General features: G+C 57.2%; 18 protein-coding genes. 5 read left to right on the top strand and 13 right to left on the bottom strand.

All coding sequences use genetic code 11. The annotated features are described in order from the left end of the window. Positions 1–268: 268 nt before the first annotated feature. Both KZZ06_RS17000 and KZZ06_RS16995 read right to left on the bottom strand, forming a co-directional pair. Positions 269–1,015 (bottom strand): hypothetical protein, encoded by a 747-nt coding sequence (locus KZZ06_RS17000; RefSeq protein ID WP_240311209.1) that lies wholly within the window; start codon positions 1,013–1,015, stop codon positions 269–271. Between the two features lie 210 nt (positions 1,016–1,225). Beyond that, complete coding sequence (locus KZZ06_RS16995; protein WP_257884436.1) at positions 1,226–1,594, bottom strand: helix-turn-helix domain-containing protein; 369 nt, start codon at positions 1,592–1,594, stop codon at positions 1,226–1,228. A gap of 139 nt (positions 1,595–1,733) precedes the next feature. On the opposite strand from KZZ06_RS16995, the gene KZZ06_RS16990 reads away from it, so the two are divergent. From KZZ06_RS16990 to KZZ06_RS16970, 5 genes are read left to right on the top strand one after another with little or no spacing between them, the layout of a single operon-like run. Next, positions 1,734–2,546: a class III extradiol ring-cleavage dioxygenase gene (locus KZZ06_RS16990; protein WP_138925277.1), complete on the top strand. Its 813-nt coding sequence runs from the start codon at positions 1,734–1,736 to the stop codon at positions 2,544–2,546. 55 nt (positions 2,547–2,601) lie between these two features. Continuing rightward, positions 2,602–3,501, top strand: a complete 900-nt coding sequence (locus KZZ06_RS16985) for an NAD(P)H-binding protein (RefSeq protein WP_138925278.1) — start codon at positions 2,602–2,604, stop codon at positions 3,499–3,501. A 7-nt stretch (positions 3,502–3,508) separates the two neighbouring features. Next, positions 3,509–4,147 (top strand): glutathione S-transferase family protein, encoded by a 639-nt coding sequence (locus KZZ06_RS16980; protein ID WP_138925279.1) that lies wholly within the window; start codon positions 3,509–3,511, stop codon positions 4,145–4,147. A 60-nt stretch (positions 4,148–4,207) separates the two neighbouring features. Then, positions 4,208–5,239: an Atu2307/SP_0267 family LLM class monooxygenase gene (locus KZZ06_RS16975; RefSeq protein WP_138925280.1), complete on the top strand. Its 1,032-nt coding sequence runs from the start codon at positions 4,208–4,210 to the stop codon at positions 5,237–5,239. Positions 5,240–5,263: 24 nt separating this feature from the next. After that, positions 5,264–5,752 carry a luciferase family protein gene (locus tag KZZ06_RS16970; protein WP_089423290.1) on the top strand — a complete coding sequence of 163 codons (489 nt, stop codon included), beginning with the start codon at positions 5,264–5,266 and terminating at the stop codon, positions 5,750–5,752. 252 nt (positions 5,753–6,004) lie between these two features. Here KZZ06_RS16970 and KZZ06_RS16965 read toward each other — a convergent pair whose 3' ends face one another. The 11 genes from KZZ06_RS16965 to KZZ06_RS16915 form a co-directional block, all read right to left on the bottom strand. Then, positions 6,005–7,147 (bottom strand): acyl-CoA dehydrogenase family protein, encoded by a 1,143-nt coding sequence (locus KZZ06_RS16965; RefSeq protein ID WP_089423291.1) that lies wholly within the window; start codon positions 7,145–7,147, stop codon positions 6,005–6,007. A gap of 2 nt (positions 7,148–7,149) precedes the next feature. Further along, positions 7,150–9,138 (bottom strand): biotin carboxylase N-terminal domain-containing protein, encoded by a 1,989-nt coding sequence (locus KZZ06_RS16960; RefSeq protein WP_254700588.1) that lies wholly within the window; start codon positions 9,136–9,138, stop codon positions 7,150–7,152. After that, on the bottom strand, positions 9,135–9,935 hold the full coding sequence (locus KZZ06_RS16955) for a crotonase/enoyl-CoA hydratase family protein (RefSeq protein WP_138925283.1): 801 nt from the start codon (positions 9,933–9,935) through the stop codon (positions 9,135–9,137). The genes KZZ06_RS16960 and KZZ06_RS16955 overlap by 4 nt, the downstream gene beginning before the upstream one ends. Before the next feature lie 9 nt (positions 9,936–9,944). Next, a complete protein-coding gene (locus tag KZZ06_RS16950) occupies positions 9,945–11,543 on the bottom strand; it encodes an acyl-CoA carboxylase subunit beta (protein WP_138925284.1) in 1,599 nt (532 codons plus the stop codon). Beyond that, complete coding sequence (locus KZZ06_RS16945; protein WP_089423295.1) at positions 11,540–12,163, bottom strand: TetR/AcrR family transcriptional regulator; 624 nt, start codon at positions 12,161–12,163, stop codon at positions 11,540–11,542. The genes KZZ06_RS16950 and KZZ06_RS16945 overlap by 4 nt, the downstream gene beginning before the upstream one ends. A gap of 73 nt (positions 12,164–12,236) precedes the next feature. Continuing rightward, a complete protein-coding gene (locus KZZ06_RS16940) occupies positions 12,237–12,671 on the bottom strand; it encodes a PaaI family thioesterase (RefSeq protein ID WP_138925285.1) in 435 nt (144 codons plus the stop codon). Further along, positions 12,664–13,629: a methylmalonyl Co-A mutase-associated GTPase MeaB gene (gene meaB / locus KZZ06_RS16935; protein WP_089423297.1), complete on the bottom strand. Its 966-nt coding sequence runs from the start codon at positions 13,627–13,629 to the stop codon at positions 12,664–12,666. Before meaB ends, KZZ06_RS16940 begins: the two co-directional genes overlap by 8 nt. Before the next feature lie 5 nt (positions 13,630–13,634). After that, a complete protein-coding gene (locus KZZ06_RS16930) occupies positions 13,635–15,326 on the bottom strand; it encodes a methylmalonyl-CoA mutase (RefSeq protein ID WP_302664659.1) in 1,692 nt (563 codons plus the stop codon). A gap of 15 nt (positions 15,327–15,341) precedes the next feature. Continuing rightward, on the bottom strand, positions 15,342–15,770 hold the full coding sequence (locus KZZ06_RS16925) for a cobalamin B12-binding domain-containing protein (protein ID WP_138925286.1): 429 nt from the start codon (positions 15,768–15,770) through the stop codon (positions 15,342–15,344). Beyond that, positions 15,763–16,416: a TetR/AcrR family transcriptional regulator gene (locus KZZ06_RS16920; RefSeq protein ID WP_138925287.1), complete on the bottom strand. Its 654-nt coding sequence runs from the start codon at positions 16,414–16,416 to the stop codon at positions 15,763–15,765. The genes KZZ06_RS16925 and KZZ06_RS16920 overlap by 8 nt, the downstream gene beginning before the upstream one ends. Before the next feature lie 189 nt (positions 16,417–16,605). Beyond that, entirely contained in the window at positions 16,606–17,907 is a 1,302-nt protein-coding gene (locus tag KZZ06_RS16915) for a TetR/AcrR family transcriptional regulator (protein ID WP_254700589.1), read from the bottom strand. Positions 17,908–18,002: the final 95 nt, after the last annotated feature.

The following is an 18,002-nucleotide window of genomic DNA, read 5'->3' as shown; positions in this document are numbered from 1 at the left end:
GTAGAGACCTCATGATTTTCGGCCCATATTGTGAGTCGGGGCCGCAGGACCCCAAGATGTACCCCACTCTGCGCAAATTTTCAATCCGAAGGCGTAGATGTTTTCACTTTTTGTTCTAGCCGTAGCTGAAGGTATACTTTGTCGGGTTTTCGTAAGTTACGATATGCGACTGGTCACCATAATTCCTAGTTATCGTTACCGATAGACCGAGGGGCTGGCGTCTGATGAGGTCAGATCCAAAATATTAGATAAGAAACCTTACAAACCGTCAGTAATTGACCTGTTCGAAGCCGTAGTTTCCTTCGTAATCACGCCAATCAACGAAGACCGAGCGATGGAAAATGCTCGGGCAATTGTATCCCCATCGTTCAAGGCCAGTATGTGCCTCAGGCAGTGCCGTTGGAGCAGACCGAGCCCATGAAAAATCACCTTGGGTTCCATAGGTGCCGAGGTAAATGGTAGCAGATCGGTTGCAGTCTCCGTCGCGGCCGGACTCGTTTTGGCGTGCATATCGGACATCGTAAACGCGGATTGAGCGTACAAAGTTGAATTGGGGGCCGCTGATGTCGATGTCGGCGCGGTCTTGGACCAAATGGAGCGCAAATCCTTCCGGAAGCAGATGAGGCTTTGGTCCGGCAATGTCGAAAACGGCATTTTCAGAAGGCAGAGGTTCGGTTGCTGGCGACAGAAGTGGTCGCGGGCGATCCTGACTAGTGAACATGATATCGTAGAAACGACTTCGATTATCTGACGGGGCATCTGGATCATAGGATGCGCCCATTGGGCACCGCCAAATCTGCAATGGCGGCTCAACGGGCCAAGGCGTGATCCGGCGGATGAATTCAGCGCGTGCACGGGCACATGGAACTGACGCTGGCCAGCCGCCAGAGAGGCACAGCAAAATTGCGCAATCGATCTGATAAGTTTGAGCCTGCACACGATTGGCAAGGCCTACGGACGAACCAACAAGTGCAAGTACGGCGACAATTGAGTATTTTCGAAATCTGCGAAGCATGTGAAGCATCCTATCGAGTAGGGTGCAAGCAGCATGACTTCATTAGTATATTATTGCAACTCTAAATATATTATTGATAAAAGACGCATAATCAGTCTTATGTTAAATATAGCGTAGCAAGCTGGATATTAAGCAAATAATATTGGCTCAAATTGGCAGATTTCGCGGTAGCAGATAAAAATTATGTGGACCACCACATCGTTGAATTGATCATTCTGCAGCAACATTACCCGTTTCAAACGCCCCTTCAGATTGCCACCGTTGCGCAATTTCACCTAAGGATTCGAGCACTTGGCGCAGATCGTCACCTCGCTCAGTCAGACCATAGGTAACCGCGGGTGGGATCGTTTGAGTCTGATCGCGCCAGATCACTCCGGCCGCCTGCAACATTCGCAACCGCTCCGTCAGCACACGGGTTGAAATTCCCGGCACTGCCCGTTTCAGCGCCCCAAACCGCTGTGGCCCAACATCGTTTAGGACCCAAAGAATATAAGTTGTCCACGGCCCCATCAGCAGGCGCAAAATGGAGTCCATGGGACATGCGGGCGGTATTTTCTGTTTCATTTTGAGTTTCTCCAAGGGTAGTTACCTTTACGTGCCTACTTCCCTTTAAAAACTAAGGCGCTTTATAATACTAGAGTGAAAAGAAAAACCTAGCAAGCATGGGCGGGCTGGATCGTCAGGCTTCGCTCGCAATAAAGACGAAAGGATGCAGTACATGCCCCGGATGCCGACGATGTTCATTCCACACGGTGGAGGCCCATGTTTCTTCATGGACTGGGACCCGCCAGAAACCTGGAACCGACAGCGCGAGTTCCTTGCGGATTTACCGGCAACATTGCCGGATGCCCCCAAGGCGTTGCTGGTGATTTCAGGCCATTGGGAAGAGCAGCAGTTCACAGTGCAGAAAAACCCGGCCCCGTCGCTGTTGTTCGATTATAACGGGTTTCCACCTCACACCTACGAACTGACTTGGCCCGCGCCTGGCGACCCCGCGCTGTCCGACAGGGTGCAGACGCTTGTCGAGGCGGCCGGGTTCCCCTGCCCCGTTGATGAGGCGCGCGGTTACGATCACGGCGTGTTCATTCCGCTCAAGGTGGCCTTTCCGCAGGCAGACATTCCCTGTGTGCAGCTTAGCCTGCGCAGCGATCTTGACCCAACTGCGCATATTGCGGTCGGGCGGGCACTGGCGCCGTTGCGCGACGAAGGTGTGCTGATCATTGGTTCGGGCAACACCTATCACAACATGCAAAAAATGATGCGTGCGATGCGGGGTGGTGTCACCGATGCCGTGAACGGGCAGGAATTTGACCGCTGGCTAAGCGATACGGCCACCCGCACCGATCCAGCAGAGCGTGATCAAATGCTGGCTCAGTGGGACGCCGCCCCTGGTGCCCGCGATGCCAACCCGCGCGAAGAACATCTGATTCCGCTGCATGTTGTCGCGGGGGCCGCCCTTGCCGACAAAGGCGTGAAAACGCTGGAGGATCACGTGCTCGGAGCAGTCGAAAGCGCGTTTACCTTTGGCTGAATCCCATCAGACGCTTGAACATCCAAATCCAACCCGAAAAATCGAGGAATACCCAATGACAAACATTCAAAACGGCCCTTTCATCGTCACCGGTGCATCCGGCCAGCTTGGCCGACAGGTCATCGACAATCTGATTGCGGCCGGTGCCGGTCCGATCATCGCCGTTTCGCGTTCGCCGGAAAAGCTGGCCGATCTGGCTGACAAGGGCATCGAGGCCCGTAAGGGTGATTTCAACGACCCCGCATCGTTGAGCGCGGCTTTTGCGGGTGGCAAGCGTCTGCTGATCATTTCGACCGACGATCTGGAACCAGGCAAGCGACTGGCAGCGCATAAAAACGCCGTTGCAGCCGCGACGAAGGAAGGGATCACACATATCGTTTATACGTCATTGACAAACCCGGTTGAGGAAAGCCCGATCACGTTCGCCAAAGATCACAGCGACACCGAAGCGCTAATCAAGGACACCAGTGTCGACTATACCATCCTGCGCAACAACCTTTACACCGATCTGGTGCTGATGGGTGGTGGGCAAAGCATTGGAATGGGGCAACACTTCGCCGCTGCTGCTGAGGGGAAAACCGGCTATGTTACTCGCGCCGATTGCGCCCGCGCCGCTGCAGCGGCCCTGATGCAGGAAACCGGTTCAAGCGTTTTGGACATCACCGGCCCCGCGGCGCTTTCCCAAAGCGACATCGCGGCCTTCCTGTCGGAAATCTCGGGCAAGGATATCCCCTATATCCCGATCTCAACCGACGATCTGGTCCAGGCAATGATCGGCGCTGGCTTGCCAGAGTTCATGGCAAAGGTTTTTGCGTCCTTCGACGAGGCGATGGCCAAGGACTATCTGAGTGTTGCAACGGGTGATCTGGAAAAACTGACCGGACAGGCCGGCCAGTCGGCGCGTGATTTCCTGATTGCCAACAAGGCGGCCCTGCTCACCCCACCGGCGCAATAAGGAAACCATGATGAAGCTTTACAACGCCAATTTCTCGCCCAACGCCCTTCGGGTGCGGGCGGTTGCCCTGGAACTGGGGATCGATCTTGAGATCATCGAGGTCGACATACGCGGCGGCGACAACCGCAGCGTGGAATTCCTGTCGATGAATCCCAATGCCAAGGTGCCGGTGCTGGCAGACGGCGATTTCGTGATATGGGAATCCCGCGCCATCAATTCCTATCTGGCAAGCAAGAAACCCGAGCGCGGTCTTTATCCTGACGACCCAAAGGCCCGGGCAACGGTGGATCAGTGGCTTTACTGGCAGACAATTCACCTTGGTCCGGCAATTCAAAAGTTGTCGTTCGAGCGGTTCCTGAAAGCGAAGTTCGGCATGGGAGAGGCGGATCAAAGCGTCATAGACGCCGAGTTGAAGAACGTAGATCAGTTCCTAGCAGTGCTGGAATTCGGCCTTGCGGGCAAGGATTGGATCGCGGGCGATCTTAGCGTTGCGGATTTCGCGCTGGCCTCGACATTCATGTACCGTGTGCAGTCTGATATCTCGCTTGACGATCTCCCGAACGTCGCGGCCTGGATCGAACGGCTTGAGGCGCGCGCTTCGTGGAAGGAGGCGTTTGCACCTGTTCGGGCCCTATTTGGCGTTTAGAATCCACGGAAATATCTGCGGGGGCGAGGTATTCGCCCCCGCCCCAAAGAAGGCCATATCGTGCAAATAGGCATATACACATTCGCAGAGTCGGGCGCCGATCAAGCTGGCAGCGTCAGCCCTTCCCAAAGGCTGCGCAATCTGGTTGAGGAAATCGTGCTGGCCGATCAGGTCGGGCTGGATTGGTTCGGCGTTGGCGAACATCACCGCCCCGACTATGCAGTTTCAAATCCTGCTGTAGCGCTGGCAGCGGCGGCTACACAAACCAAAAACATCCGCCTTTCCAGCGCCGTCACTGTGCTTAGTTCCGATGATCCGATCCGCGTCTTCCAACAGTTTTCGACGCTGGACAACCTGACCCAGGGGCGCGCCGAGATCATGGTCGGGCGCGGTGCCTTTGTTGAATCCTTTCCGCTGTTTGGTCATGCGCTGGATGACTACGACGGCCTTTTTGCTGAAAAACTCCAGCTTTTGATGATGGTGAACGAAGCCGAACACATAAGTTGGCCTGGCACAAAACATTTGCCTGCGGTCGATCATCAGGGCGTCTATCCACGTCCCTATCAGGACAAGCTGCCGATCTGGCTGGGTATCGGGGGAACCCCACAATCGGCGGTGCGGGCCGGCACACTTGGCCTGCCTCTTGCGCTTGGTATAATTGGCGGGGAACCTGTGCGGTTTGCGCCTTTGTTCGATCTTTACCGCTCTGCCGCCACCAAGGCCGGGCACGACCCGGCCATCTTTGAAACCTCACTGAATGTGCATGGGTTTGTGGCCGAAACCAGTCAAGCCGCCCGCGACATTTACAGTGGCCCGCATAACGAGGTCATGACCCGACTTGGCGCAGAACGCGGATGGCCCCCGGCAACCCGTGAACAGTTTGATACCATGAGCGGCCCCAGCGGCGCGTTGTTCGTGGGCGGCCCCGCAGAACTGACCGACAAGATCCTCGCCCATCATGAAATCTTCGGCTTTACACGGATTACCATTCAGATGGCGATCGGGCGGCTCGATCAAAAATCCCTGATGAACGCGATCGAGATCCTGGGAACCCGCGTTGCACCGGACGTCCGCAAGGCTCTGGGGTCCTAACCATATAAACCAGAAAGGCTGGAAATGTTTGAACTGACGCCCCGCATCGGCCCGCGACCAGAGACTACCGATTGCGCGCCTCACGAGCAGGTAAGCCAAAACCCCGATGCCAGTACCTATCAAAAGCTCAAAGAGCGCGCATTTGATTTTCCCTTTGTCGAGCGTCGCCCCAGCATTATCTCTGTCCCCGGAGCCGAAGCTCTTTGGCTGGCACATGATCATGCCCACGGCTGTCAAGAATCTTTTATGGTGGGAAATGAGTTTGCCCATGTGCATCCGCATTATGACGGCTCCATGCATCTGATGCTGCCAATCGAATGTACGCTTGAACTGTTCGCTAAAGGATGGGGCGAGCCGCACCCGATGGCGGCCTCAGGCATGATCCCCGCAACCGCCGTCATGGTGTTCGCCGCGCGGGACACAGCCGAGATCGAAACAGCATTGAAAATCCTCGCTACGTCTTATGATTTCGCGCGTGGAAAACTCTCAAACCCCGCGTCGATCCGGCTGTGAAGCTGGCTCCCCCATGTTTCTGAACGCATTTAGCGCCCGAGCTGGCGCATTAAACCTGAGCAAAATCTGCGAACTTTTGAGCGGAGGACGAGGCGAAATGAGTTTCGGTCAATTTCAGATGTTCGTGACAAGTCAGAGTAGTTACACGTGCCAGATCGATACCGTGGGGTTTCGTGCCAATGGCACCGCAAAGTGCGTTAACCTCTCAGTTCAACAAACACGTTAATTCATCCGGAATCCAGTTCTTGCCGTCTAAAGCCGCTTGGCAATTTCTTCCAACATCACTTCGGTTGCGCCGCCGCCAATGGCCTGAATACGCGCGTCGCGAGACATCCGTTCAACCGGGGTTTCGCGCATGTAGCCCATGCCGCCGTGAAACTGAACGCAATCATACATCACCTTGTTGACCAGATCGCCGCAATAGGCCTTGACCATCGAAACCTCTTTGACACAATCCATCCCCTGAGCGTCTTTCCACGCCGCGCTGTAGACTAGTTGCCGGCCAGCCTCGACCTGGGCGGCGCGCTCGGCAAGTCGGTGACGGATCACCTGTTTGTCCCATAGAACACCGCCAAAGGCAGGACGATCCTTCACATAATCCAGCGTCAGTTCGATGGCTTTCTGCGCCTCACCCATGGCCATCGCTCCCAGAACCGTTCGTTCGTTCTGAAAGTTCTTCATGATGGCGTAGAAACCCTTATCAACCTCGCCCAGAATATGGTCGCCTGTGACACGGACGTTGTCAAAAACCAGTTCGGCAGTATCCGAACACAGCCATCCAGTCTTGTTCAGCTTCTTGCCGACCGAAAATCCCGCTGTGCCTTTTTCGACTGCAAAGATCGTGACCCCGCGCGAACCTTTTGCTTCGGTGTTGGTTTTGGCAGCGACGAAAAACAGATCGCCATGCACACCATTAGTGATGAACATTTTGGTACCGTTGATCACCCAGCCATTGCCGTCGCGGACCGCGCGTGTGCGCATTCCTGCCACGTCTGACCCGGCACCGGGTTCGGTTACGGCAACGGCACAGACGCTTTTGCCTGACGTGATACCCGGCATCCAGCGTGCCATTTGTTCGGGTGTACCTACATTGGCCAGATGCGGACTGGCCATATCCGTGTGCACCAGCAGGTCAGCTGAAAAGCCTCCGAATGTGCAGCGGCCCAGCTCTTCTGCCAGCACGACGCTGGCCATCGTATCCAGATCCGCTCCGCCATATTTCTCAGGGTAACGCATTCCAAGAAAGCCCAGCTCGCCCATCTTGGCGAATACCTCGCGCGGGACTTTGCCTGCTTCTTCCCAGGCGTCGCCGTGCGGCACGATCTCGGCCTCGACAAAACGGCGGATTTGCTCGCGCAGCATGGTCAGTTCGTCGGAAAAATATGGGTTGGTCATGGTCATTCCTCGGGGTCGATGGTGATCAGCACGGCGCCCATATCGACGTTTTCTCCGGCTGCATAATTGACTTGGGCGACAGTGCCCGCACAGGGCGCGGTCAGGGTTTGCAAAAGTTTCATGGCCTCGATTACAACAACCGGTTGTCCGGCGATGACAACATCACCGGGTTGGGCCAGAACGTCCGAGACAAGGCCGGGCATCGGTGCGCGCACCTGATTGCCGCCACCCAGTGCGGCCTCGCCAACCCCTTGAATGATCCTGTCGCTGTCCAGAACAACAAACGAGGCGCGACCGGTTTGACCATCCAACGAAACTTTCTCACCGTCGATTTCGGCGCTTGCGCTATGGCGCATGCCGTCAGTTTCATAAGACAGTATGCCGCCACGCAGGCTGGCGTTTTCCATTTCAATAGGGGCCAGATCATGAAGGGTGACGATATAGGTCCCGTCGCGCCCCTCGATGCGGGCATCTTCACCGTTGATCCGGTAAATGGCGCCACCTGGTCGACCGGACGGTTCGGTCACGCGCCAGGCACCCAATGCGGTCCAGGGATCATGTCCGCCCCGGTCATTGCTGGCCAGAAAGTTTGTCAGAACGGCCTCGGCCCACTGATGGTGGCCGGGTATGGGCGCGTGCCAGCCATCGGGATAAGCCGCACCAAGGGATGCGGTGCTGTGCGTTCCGGCGACAAAATCCGGCAAGGCCAGAAGATCGCGCAGAAAGGCGATATTGGTGCCGGGCCCGGTGATGTGATACTTGGCCAGCCCCTGATCCAAAAGCCGGATCGCCGACGCGCGATCCGGTGCCAAACTGATCAGCTTGGCCAGCATGGAATCGTAATAATGGCTGACAATGCTGCCCGCGCGCACACCGCTATCGAGCCGCAAGCCGGGCATGTCGGGGGCGGCGTAGCTGGTGATTTTTCCGATCTCGGGGCGATAGTTGTTGGCCGGGTCTTCGGCGGCGATGCGGGCCTCGATCGCCCAGCCGGAGCAGGTGATATCGTCTTGCGCGAACGGTAGCGACTCGCCCCCGGCGACACGCAACTGCCATGCGGCAATGTCGATGCCGGTGACCGCCTCTGTCACCGGATGTTCCACCTGCAGGCGGGTGTTCATTTCGAGAAAATAGTATTCGCCGGTATCGGCATCCAGCAGGAACTCAACCGTACCCGCGCTGTCATAGCCGATGCCCTTGGTCAGCCGCACCGCGCTTTCCAGAAGGCTGGCGCGAACGTCGGCTGGCAGTAGTGGCGCAGGTGCCTCTTCGATCACTTTCTGATGGTTTCGTTGCAGCGAACAATCGCGTTCAAACAAGTGGCGCACATTACCCTGCTGGTCCGCAAGGATCTGCACCTCGATATGGCGCGCGGTGCCGACATAGCGTTCCAGCAAAATCTGGCTATCGCCGAAGGCAGCCTCAGCCTCGGCCCGAGCGGCAATCAGTTCGGTGGTAAAATCGGCCAGATCATGCACCTGTCGCATACCGCGCCCGCCGCCCCCGGCGCTGGCTTTGATCAATAGCGGCACGCCGATGATATGCGCCTCGGCCAGCAGCCGGTCGTCGGACTGATCATCGCCGTAGTAGCCCGGCACAACCGGCACGTTTGCCGCAACCGCAACCGCTTTGGCCGCGATTTTTGAGCCCATCAGCGCAATGTTTTCCGGCGACGGTCCAACGAAGACCAGACCGGCATCAGCGCAGGCCTGCGCGAAACCTGCATTTTCGGCCAGAAACCCATAACCGGGATGAACAGCCTGCGCGCCGGCCTGTTTGGCAGCCGCAATAATCCGGGCACCATCCAGATAGCTCTGGGCGGCCTCGGACGGGCCGATATGCACCGCCGTCTCGGCGGCAACCACATGCGGTACCTCCCTGTCCGCGTCGGAATAGACTGCGACTGCGCGCAGGCCCAGACCCTGACAGGCCCGCACAAGGCGCAGGGCAATCTCGCCCCGGTTGGCGATCAAAACGGTTGAGAAATTCATTTGCCGGTCCGCCATGGGGGCAGTGTCTTGCCCAGAAAACTGTTGATGCCGGTGGTGCCTTCGTCGGTTTCCCATGCGTCCGCCAGGCGATCGGCGGTATAAATCATGCTGTCGTTGATACTGTGGCTGGCGACGTAGGCAATCAGTCGCTTGGTTTCACCGACTGCACCCAAGGCCGCCTCAAGATGGTCGGCGATGATCGAGTCAATCCGCGCGTCCAGATCGTCAGGCGTTACCGTTTCGTTCAGCAACCCGATCTTTTCGGCATTTGCTGCGCTGAACAAGGCCCCCGACAGCATCGTGGCCCGCGCATTGGCCGCGCCGATGCGTGCCACCACATGAGGCGAGATATTGGCCGGGATCAGCCCCAGACGCACCTCTGTCAGACCAAAGCGTGCGGTATCGACACCCACGGCGATGTCACAAACTGAAATCATCCCGACCCCGCCGCCATAGGCCGGGCCCTGGATCCGCCCGATCAGCGGTTTGGGCAGCGCATTCAACGCATTCAGCATATGCGCCAGCTTGCTGCTTTCGCGGATACGGGTGGCACGGTCGGCTGCGGCATTGCCTTTGAACCAGTTGAAATCACCTCCCGCGCAAAAGCTTTTGCCTTCGCCGGTGAGAACAACAACCCGGACGCTGTCATCCGACGCCAACAAATCTGCGGCTTGTTTGAGCTCGTCAATCAGCTGACCGTTCAACGCGTTGTGCTTGGCAGGCCGGTTCAGCGTCAGGCGCGCCACGCCGCGCGTGTCCGTTTCAACAGTGATGGTCTGGAATGTCCGGCTGGTCATAGTACGGTCCTACATTCGGTAAACTGGGGAGTGTCCCATTGCATCAGGTGTGCTGGACACGATCGACAGACAAAGACCCAACACATCACGGGTTTGCGCAGGCTCGATGATGCCATCATCCCAAAGCCGTGAGGTGGCGAAATACGGGTCCGATTGTTCGCCGTACTGGGCGCGCACGCGGGATTCGATTTCGTCCAGTTCTTCTTGCGTGGCGGTGGGGGCTTTGACATTGGTCCGGCGCAGTTCCAGCATCACGTTGCTGGCGATATCGGCCGACATCGTGGCCAGCACCGCGCTTGGCCATGCGAACAGGAAGTTCGGCCGAAAGCCGCGCCCGCACATGCCGTAATTGCCCGCGCCATAAGAACCGCCGACGATGACCGACAGCTTGGGCACCCGCGCGACTGCCTGTGCGTAAACCATCTTGGCGCTGTTCTTGGCTATGCCTTCGCGCTCGGCGACAGTTCCAACCATGAAGCCGGTGATATTATGCAGAAACAGAAGCGGGATGTTGCGCTGATCGCAAAGGGTTATGAAATGCGCGGCTTTCAGTGCCGATTGCGATAATAGCGCGCCGTTATTGCCGATTATCCCTACCATATGACCATGTATGCGGGCGGTGCCGCAGACAACCGTTTCGCCCCATTCAGGTTTGAATTCGCTGAAACCGCTGTCATCCACGGTGCGCGCAATAATTTCGCGCACGTCATAGGGCATTTTGGGATCGGCGCTGATCACCCCGCCAAGCTCTGATGCGGGGTATCGCGGCGACAGCACCGGCGCGACCTTTGCTGGCTTACGCTCAAAATTCGTCTCGCCGATCAGGGTGCGGGCCAGCGCCAACGCCTGGTCTTCATCCGCCACCAGATGGTCGCTTACGCCAGAGATCCGCGTGTGCATCGCGGCGCCGCCTAGAGTCTCGCCGTCAACCTCTTCGTTGATCGCAACCTTGACGATTGACGGGCCGCCCAGATGGATGCGTGCGTTGCCATCAACCATGATCACCTGATCGCTGAGCGCCGGAATATAGGCACCACCGGCGGTACAGCCGCCAAACACCACCGATATCTGCGGCAATCCGGCAGCCGACATGCGGCACTGGCGATGAAACGAATTTCCGAAATGGTCGCGGTCGGGGAACACCCGGTCCTGTTCCGGCAGATAGGCCCCGCCGCAATCCACCAGATAAAGGCAGGGCATACGGTTCTGTTCGGCGATCTCCTGCGCGCGCAGGTGTTTTTTCACTGTCTCGTGGAAAAAGCTGCCGCCCTTGACGGTAGCATCATTGGCGATGATAACCACATGCTTGCTCTTCACAAGGCCGATACCGGTAACGATTCCGGCCGCGGGGACCTGATTGTCATACTGGCCCCAGGCGGCAAGTGGCGACAGTTCCAGAAAGGCCGTGCCCGGGTCGATCAATCGGTCGATCCGGTCGCGCACCAGATGCTTTCCGCGCTCATGGTGGCGGGCGCGCAGCTTTTCCGCGCCGCCAGTTGTGGCAAAGGCCATGCGTGTTCGCAGAGTTCCCAACAAGGTTTGTGATTGCGCCCAGTTTTGTTCAAAAACCGGGGATCGGGTATCTATCCGGGTTGCGATGCGGCTCATGTGTTGTCTCCGCTTTGGCTGAGAATCCCGTTCAAGAATGTGTCGGCATAGTCATCGGCAAGATCCTCGGCGCTGCCCTTCTGGGGGTCGAACCATTCAAGCGTCGCGTTCAGCGCGCCGATCAGCAGCAAGCGAAACCGGGGCAGATTGACATCGCTGCGGATCGCGTCCCGCACCTTCAATTCTGACAACAGATTATCCAGGAAAGCCTCATAGGCGCGGCGAACCGGTAGGTTGGCGTCGCGCACTACAGGTGGCACTTGGCCGAAGATGCGCACGTTGGCCGAGGTGTAAGCGCCATGTTCCAGCAAAGCACATAGATGCCCACGGAGTACTGCACGAAATACGTCACGCGCGGGCGCATCTGCACTCAAGGCCGCCACCCTGTCGCGGACCTCGTCATGAACCGCTTGGATTCCTGCATCAAGAATTTCCGTGATAATGTCATCTTTAGAGGCGAAGTGATAGTAAATGCTGCCGGCCTTGATCCCCGCGGCCTCGGCGATCATGCGCAGAGATACCGCCCCGTATCCTTGGCGGCCTAACAGCAAGGCGGCCGCATCCAGAATGCCCGTGCGGCCTACCTCGGCGTTTTGTGCAACTGTTTTCGAGAGTGCCATCGTGCCCTACAAAAATTTACCTACCTAACACTTGTTAGGTGTCGGGCGACATCCTGTCAACCCGGTTTCAAAGTCAGGTAAAATTCTTGTGGCCAATGATATAGACCGTGCCTGTAAAGGACGCTATATGCCCTGCCGTGTCGCCGCTGACCGTCACTTCGTAGACCGCGATCTTGCGAGACCGAGAAACTTCGGTTGCTGTCGCGGTCAATACATCCCCAAGCCGGGCTGCGGCGTTGTAGGTGATGTGAACGTCAATGCCTGCCGCCAGTGTGCCATAGCTGTTCGACGCCACCCCAAAGGCACAATCCGCGACTGAAAAAATCGCGCCGCCATGGCAGGTTCCGTTGAAGTTCAGACTGTCCTGACGGACCGGCATCCGGACAATTGCATGACCGCGACCCATCTTGGCCAGTTCAGCGCCCAACGACTGCATATAACCGTCGCGCGCCACAAATTGCGCCTTCAACAGTTCAAATGACGGTAGGTCGGTTGCAGAATCATCCATTGTCTTGGCTTTCGCATAGTCGCATCAGGACCTTTGTAATTGCATCGTCCAGACCGATCCCTGCCTGTTGAAGGTCCGAAACCACCGCGTCGATGGTTGCGCATGTATCGTTCAGAACGCGATGTTCTGCATATTTGGCGACGGATTGTGCCAGCAAGCGCCGGGTACGCCCGCCAAGGGCATCACGCGGGCCTTTCATTTTGCGCGTCGCGGCCCGGTGATCGACTGCGTCGGCCAGTTCGCACAGGCCCGTCCGATCGACTGCATTGGTCGCCAGGACCGGCACTTTCCAGTCGCCCGGCGCACGCAGGGCCAACATTGCCTGCAACTGACCAACTGTCCGTTTGGCCAGCGGCAAATCGGACTTATTGACGACCAGAATGTCGGCGATCTCGAGAATGCCTGCCTTGATCGCCTGAACGTCATCCCCCAGGCCCGGCGCCGAGATGACAATCCTGACATCCGCCATTTCCGCCATCTCGACCTCGGATTGCCCTGCACCCACGGTCTCCAGAACGATCACGTCAAAGCCCGCAGCGTCCATAAGGTCAGCCACCCGCGCGGCCGAAGCCGACAGGCCGCCCAGATGCCCCCGCGATGCAAGCGAGCGGATGAACACGCCGGCGTCCATCGTGTGCTCTGCCATCCGGATCCGGTCACCCAGAACCGCGCCGCCGGTAATCGGGCTGGAAGGATCGACAGCGGCGACTGCGACTGTCCGCCCCCGCCCCCGCATTTCCCCGATGAACGCATTCACCAGCGTCGATTTTCCAGCACCCGGCGGGCCGGTAAAGCCAACCACGATCGCGCGGCCCAGATGCGGCTGGATTGCTTTCAACAGCGCACTGACAGTTGGACCATCACGCTCGACGATGCTTATTGCGCGGGCAAGTGCGGCGGTTTGTCCGGCCAACAGACGCGCCAAAAGCCCCGGCTTTTCGGCGGTTTGATCCTGCACGGTGATCAGGCGACTACAAGCGGTTGGCCAAAGCCCAATTCGTCCCGCAACACCTTGACGATTTCACCCAGTGTGGCGCCAGCACGCACCGCGTCGATCTCGGCGGCGAAGACGTTGATATCTTCGGACCGCGCGGCCTGACGCAATTCCTGCAATGCATTGTTCAGCAAAGCGGGGTCGCGGGCAGCCTTGATCTTTTTCAGCTGCTCTACCTGTTGTTTCATATGTACCTGCGAGGGGCGCTTCAGGAAAGGTCGGGCCGAGGCGTCTTCATCCTCTTTGAATGCGTTGACGCCGACAACGATCTGTTCGCCGCTGTCCACCTGATCCTGGAATTCAAGGGCGCTGGCCCCGATCATTTCTTGCACAAAACCGCTTTCGACGGCCTTGAACATGCCGCCTTCCGCGTCAATTTCCGCAATGACATTCAGGATTTCCACCTCCATCGCATCGGTCAGGGATTCAACGTAATAGGACCCACCCAACGGGTCGATCACATCGCACAAATGCGCCTCGTGTTTCAGGATATTCTGGGTGGAAACGGCAACCTTGGCAGAGTCTTCGGTAGGCGTTGACAGAACTTCATCATAGCCGTCCGTGTGCATGGATTGCAGCCCGCCAAGGATGCCGGCCATTGCCTGTATCGTTACCCGCGCGATATTGTTCAGCGGCTGTTGCCGGGTCAGATCGCAGCCCGATGTCTGGGCGTGAAACTTGAACCGTTTGGCGCGCGGATTGGTGACCCCGAAACGATCGCTCACAAGCCGGTTCCAGATACGCCGTCCGGCGCGGAACTTGGCCACTTCTTCAAAGAAACTGATCGAGATGTCGAAAAAGAAGGTGAACCGTTCAAGGAATTTTTCCGGGTCCATCCCGCGCGCTTTGCAATCCTCGGCGTATTGGATGGCGGTGGACAGCGTCAACCCCATCGCCTGTGCCGGGGTCGCCCCGGCCTGTTGCATATGCTGGCCAACGATCGAAAAGGCGTTCCAGTTCGGCACATGCTCGGCCAGATAGGCGGCGGTGTCCAGCTGCACCCGGCGGGCACCTTGCAAAGACAGGCGATAGAACATGTGGTTGGCGACGAAATGCGAGATGTAGTCGCTTTGGTTTGACGTTCCGGTGACCTTTTTCCAATCGATCCCGCGCTTTTCGGCCACCACCAACATCTGCGCCAACATGGTGAACGGGCTTGGATCGTTCAGACCGATCGAAATCTCGTCAATCGGGATGTCTGCCAGACATATGTCCATGTCCTCTTCGGTATTGATAATGGTCCCGCAAGTGCCCAGAATTTCTGGCTCTACCTCATCACAGTCGATCCCCCGGTAGACCGAATTGCACGGTATGATGCTGAGTGCGCTGGCCCCTGAGGCCAGTATTTTCTTGATCCGCCCATTGAAATCCACCGGACGGCCCAGCCCGATCAACTGGCGCTGCGACCATGTGCGCCCGCGATGCATCGTTGGATAAATGCCGCGCGTCATCGGATCGGCGCCTGGAAACCCAAGTTTTTCGTTATAGGCACCATCGGGATCGTCCGACGGCCAGTAAAGCGGTTCGACCTTGATGCCAGAGCGATTTCTGACCGGTTTGTCCTCCCCGATCAGGGCGTGATAATTCTGTTGCCACTCGTCAAATGCAGCTTGGTGTGTACCTTTTCCGGTCGACATCACGGGCTTGGCTATCTTGTTCATCACTTCTGCCTTTCTCTAGTCCAAAGGGCGTTCGTTGCTGGCGGCGATTGCAAGTCTTTCCACCTCGGTGACAATGTCTTCGCGCACGGCTCCAGGGTGAAACACCTTCGAAACGCCTGCGGCCAACAGATTCGCTTCATCTTCATCGGGTACAATGCCGCCGACTACGACGCGCACATGGCCCAACCCGGCCGCATCCAGCGCGACCATCAGCTTTGGAACCAACAGATGATCGGTTGCCAAAGAGCTGATGCCGATGACATCCACGTCCTCTTCGAGCGCCAGCGCCACAACCGCGTCGATGGCCTGCCAGGGGTTGGTATAGATCACTTCCATGCCCGCATCGCGCAGATAGGCCGCGATGATGCGACTGCCGCGGTCGTGCCCGTCCAGTCCGATCTTGGTAACCAGCACCCGCGCAGGGGCCAACAGAACGTCATTCATCCTCAATCCTCCTCGAAACTGGTTCACCTGACGCATCTGTACGGGCCGCTTCGCTGGCCCCTGCCCCGACCAGCGGCACGTGCAGATTTTCGATGAATTTACGGGCAAGTCCGGCTGGTGTATCGCGACCCTCGCGGTACCAGACTGGCGTGTGATTCATTGCGCCAATCAGCATCAGCCGCAGAACGCTTCGGTCGGTCTGTGGCGGCAATGGCAACGCATCGCAAAGCCTCGTGAACCGCGCCTCGTATTGCCGACGCAAGCCAACCAGAGTCTTTTCCGCGTCGCTGAAATCTGACGGCAACGTTCTGATCACGACATGGGCATAGCTGCTTGTACCCAGCAGCATCGCCAGGTGCGCCTCGCAGGCGGCCTGCAAGCGCACCCAGGGGTCCGCGCCCGCGGCCTCCAGGGCTGTATCCACACTGGCGCTTATCCGCTGCACGCCTTCTTCGAATACGGCGACAAGCAAATCATCTTTTGATGCGAAATGATAATACAGCGAACCGGGCAACATGCCGGTTGCCTTGGCGATATCGCGCGTTGACGTACTGGCAAAACCCTTTTCAACAAACTGCTGCGCCGAGACGTCAAGAATGAGTTCTCGGCGATTGTTGCTTCTGGCTTTGGGTGCCAAGGCTGTCATCGTGATTCCTTAAATAAGCAAACGATTGCTTGGTTATTTCGCCAATTGTCAAATTTGTCAACAAAGGCTTGCAGTGAAATGCCTTGCATCAATCAGATCAGTAAACCTTTAAGCAGTCTCGCCGAAGGCTTTAGCCCGAGCTGATCTGAAAAATGGGGCTTTCCGGCGCATTCAGACGAGCGTGTTGTTTTACTTCGACAGTCCGCCAAGAAGCAGTTTTTGCAGAATTTCGACAAGTTCGGGCAACGAGATATTTCCCTCCTGCCCCGCCTTTTTTGGGTCAAACCATTCAACGGTCCAGTTCAATGCACCCAACATGACCTGCCGCAAAGGGACGATCCTGATATCGGAACGCAAGCAACCGGAGTCTTGCGCATCTTTCAGAATGCGGTCCCAAAGCTGCGCATATTCATGGCGCACTGGCCAATGGCGAGCGCGCACATTACTGGGCAGTTGACCATAGATTCGAATATTTGCCGAAGTGAATTCACTGGCCTGAAACAGACACTCCATATGTGTCTTGATCGCTGCAGACATTCTGCTCAGGTCATCAGGAAACTTTTCCCAATCAGAAACGGTCCTAGTCACACCCTTCAATAGATCGCGCAGCCCCAAATCCAGCACTTCATCTAAAATGTCATCTTTTGACCCGAAATGGTAGTAGATGCTGCCGGCCTCGATCCCAGCCTCGGTCGAAATGGCCCGCATTGTTGCCGCTTTGTAGCCACGGTCGCGGATGATCCGCGCGGCCGCAGATAGCACTTGCATACGTGTACGTGCTGCCTTGTTGGTATCGGCTTCCGGTTCAAAAATCTGCCGGTCGCGATGCCGGGGGACAAGAACCAGAGCGTGCTCTTTTGTGGCCATCCCATCCAGCAATAGCCTTGTAACCCGCTCGGACAGTGTTGCGACGGGAAAACGCTCCGTGTCATACCATTCGACCGTCCAGTTGAGCGCGCCGAGCACGAACTGGCGTACAGGCCTGATCGCGATATCGGTGCGAATACAGCCATTCTGCTGGGCTTCTACCAAGAAACCGTTCCACAGGTCGGAATATGCGCGTCGCAGCGGCCGGTGTTTTTGGCGTAACTCTTTGGGTAGCGTCGGAAAGTTGCGAATATTGGCGGATGTAAAATCGCTTTCAGACAAAAGAAAGGTCAGGTGTGTATCGACCATCTCTGACAGGACCTGTCGGAAATCCTTGTCCTGCGCCCTAGCCTCGGCCAGAACCCGCGACGCCTCGACATAAAGGCGGCGCAACCCAAGCTCCATAACTTCACCCAGAATGTCTTCTTTGGACGAAAAGTGGTAGTAGATGCTGCCAGCTTCCATATTTGCAACTTTGGCGATTTTGCGCATGGTCGCGGCATTGTACCCTTCATTGCGGAAAAACTGTGCCGCCGCCGCGAGGATCGTCTCTCGCGTCTGCTCGGACTTACTTGGCTGTCCGTCATGCAGCACAGCGTTTTGGGGTTTGGGCGTCATATTCATGGGTAAATACCTCTGGACACACCGATATCAAGCAGATAAATTCAAACAGATGTTAGATTTTAGCCCGTGCGCGACTAAACAGCAAGGGCCCAAGA

This window comes from Sulfitobacter sp. CW3 (assembly GCF_019392245.1).
Lineage (GTDB): Bacteria > Pseudomonadota > Alphaproteobacteria > Rhodobacterales > Rhodobacteraceae > Sulfitobacter.
Note: the sequence above shows the minus strand (reverse complement) of the source record. Positions and strands in the feature narration are given on the sequence as shown.

Coding starts and splice junctions, on each gene's coding strand:
- KZZ06_RS17000 (WP_240311209.1), bottom strand. CDS start 1,015: ATGCTTCGCAGATTTCGAAAATACTCAATTGTCGCCGTACTTGCACTT.
- KZZ06_RS16990 (WP_138925277.1), top strand. CDS start 1,734: ATGCCCCGGATGCCGACGATGTTCATTCCACACGGTGGAGGCCCATGT.
- KZZ06_RS16985 (WP_138925278.1), top strand. CDS start 2,602: ATGACAAACATTCAAAACGGCCCTTTCATCGTCACCGGTGCATCCGGC.
- KZZ06_RS16980 (WP_138925279.1), top strand. CDS start 3,509: ATGATGAAGCTTTACAACGCCAATTTCTCGCCCAACGCCCTTCGGGTG.
- KZZ06_RS16970 (WP_089423290.1), top strand. CDS start 5,264: ATGTTTGAACTGACGCCCCGCATCGGCCCGCGACCAGAGACTACCGAT.
- KZZ06_RS16965 (WP_089423291.1), bottom strand. CDS start 7,147: ATGACCAACCCATATTTTTCCGACGAACTGACCATGCTGCGCGAGCAA.
- KZZ06_RS16960 (WP_254700588.1), bottom strand. CDS start 9,138: ATGAATTTCTCAACCGTTTTGATCGCCAACCGGGGCGAGATTGCCCTG.
- KZZ06_RS16955 (WP_138925283.1), bottom strand. CDS start 9,935: ATGACCAGCCGGACATTCCAGACCATCACTGTTGAAACGGACACGCGC.
- KZZ06_RS16950 (WP_138925284.1), bottom strand. CDS start 11,543: ATGAGCCGCATCGCAACCCGGATAGATACCCGATCCCCGGTTTTTGAA.
- KZZ06_RS16945 (WP_089423295.1), bottom strand. CDS start 12,163: ATGGCACTCTCGAAAACAGTTGCACAAAACGCCGAGGTAGGCCGCACG.
- KZZ06_RS16940 (WP_138925285.1), bottom strand. CDS start 12,671: ATGGATGATTCTGCAACCGACCTACCGTCATTTGAACTGTTGAAGGCG.
- KZZ06_RS16930 (WP_302664659.1), bottom strand. CDS start 15,326: ATGAACAAGATAGCCAAGCCCGTGATGTCGACCGGAAAAGGTACACAC.
- KZZ06_RS16925 (WP_138925286.1), bottom strand. CDS start 15,770: ATGAATGACGTTCTGTTGGCCCCTGCGCGGGTGCTGGTTACCAAGATC.
- KZZ06_RS16920 (WP_138925287.1), bottom strand. CDS start 16,416: ATGACAGCCTTGGCACCCAAAGCCAGAAGCAACAATCGCCGAGAACTC.
- KZZ06_RS16915 (WP_254700589.1), bottom strand. CDS start 17,907: ATGAATATGACGCCCAAACCCCAAAACGCTGTGCTGCATGACGGACAG.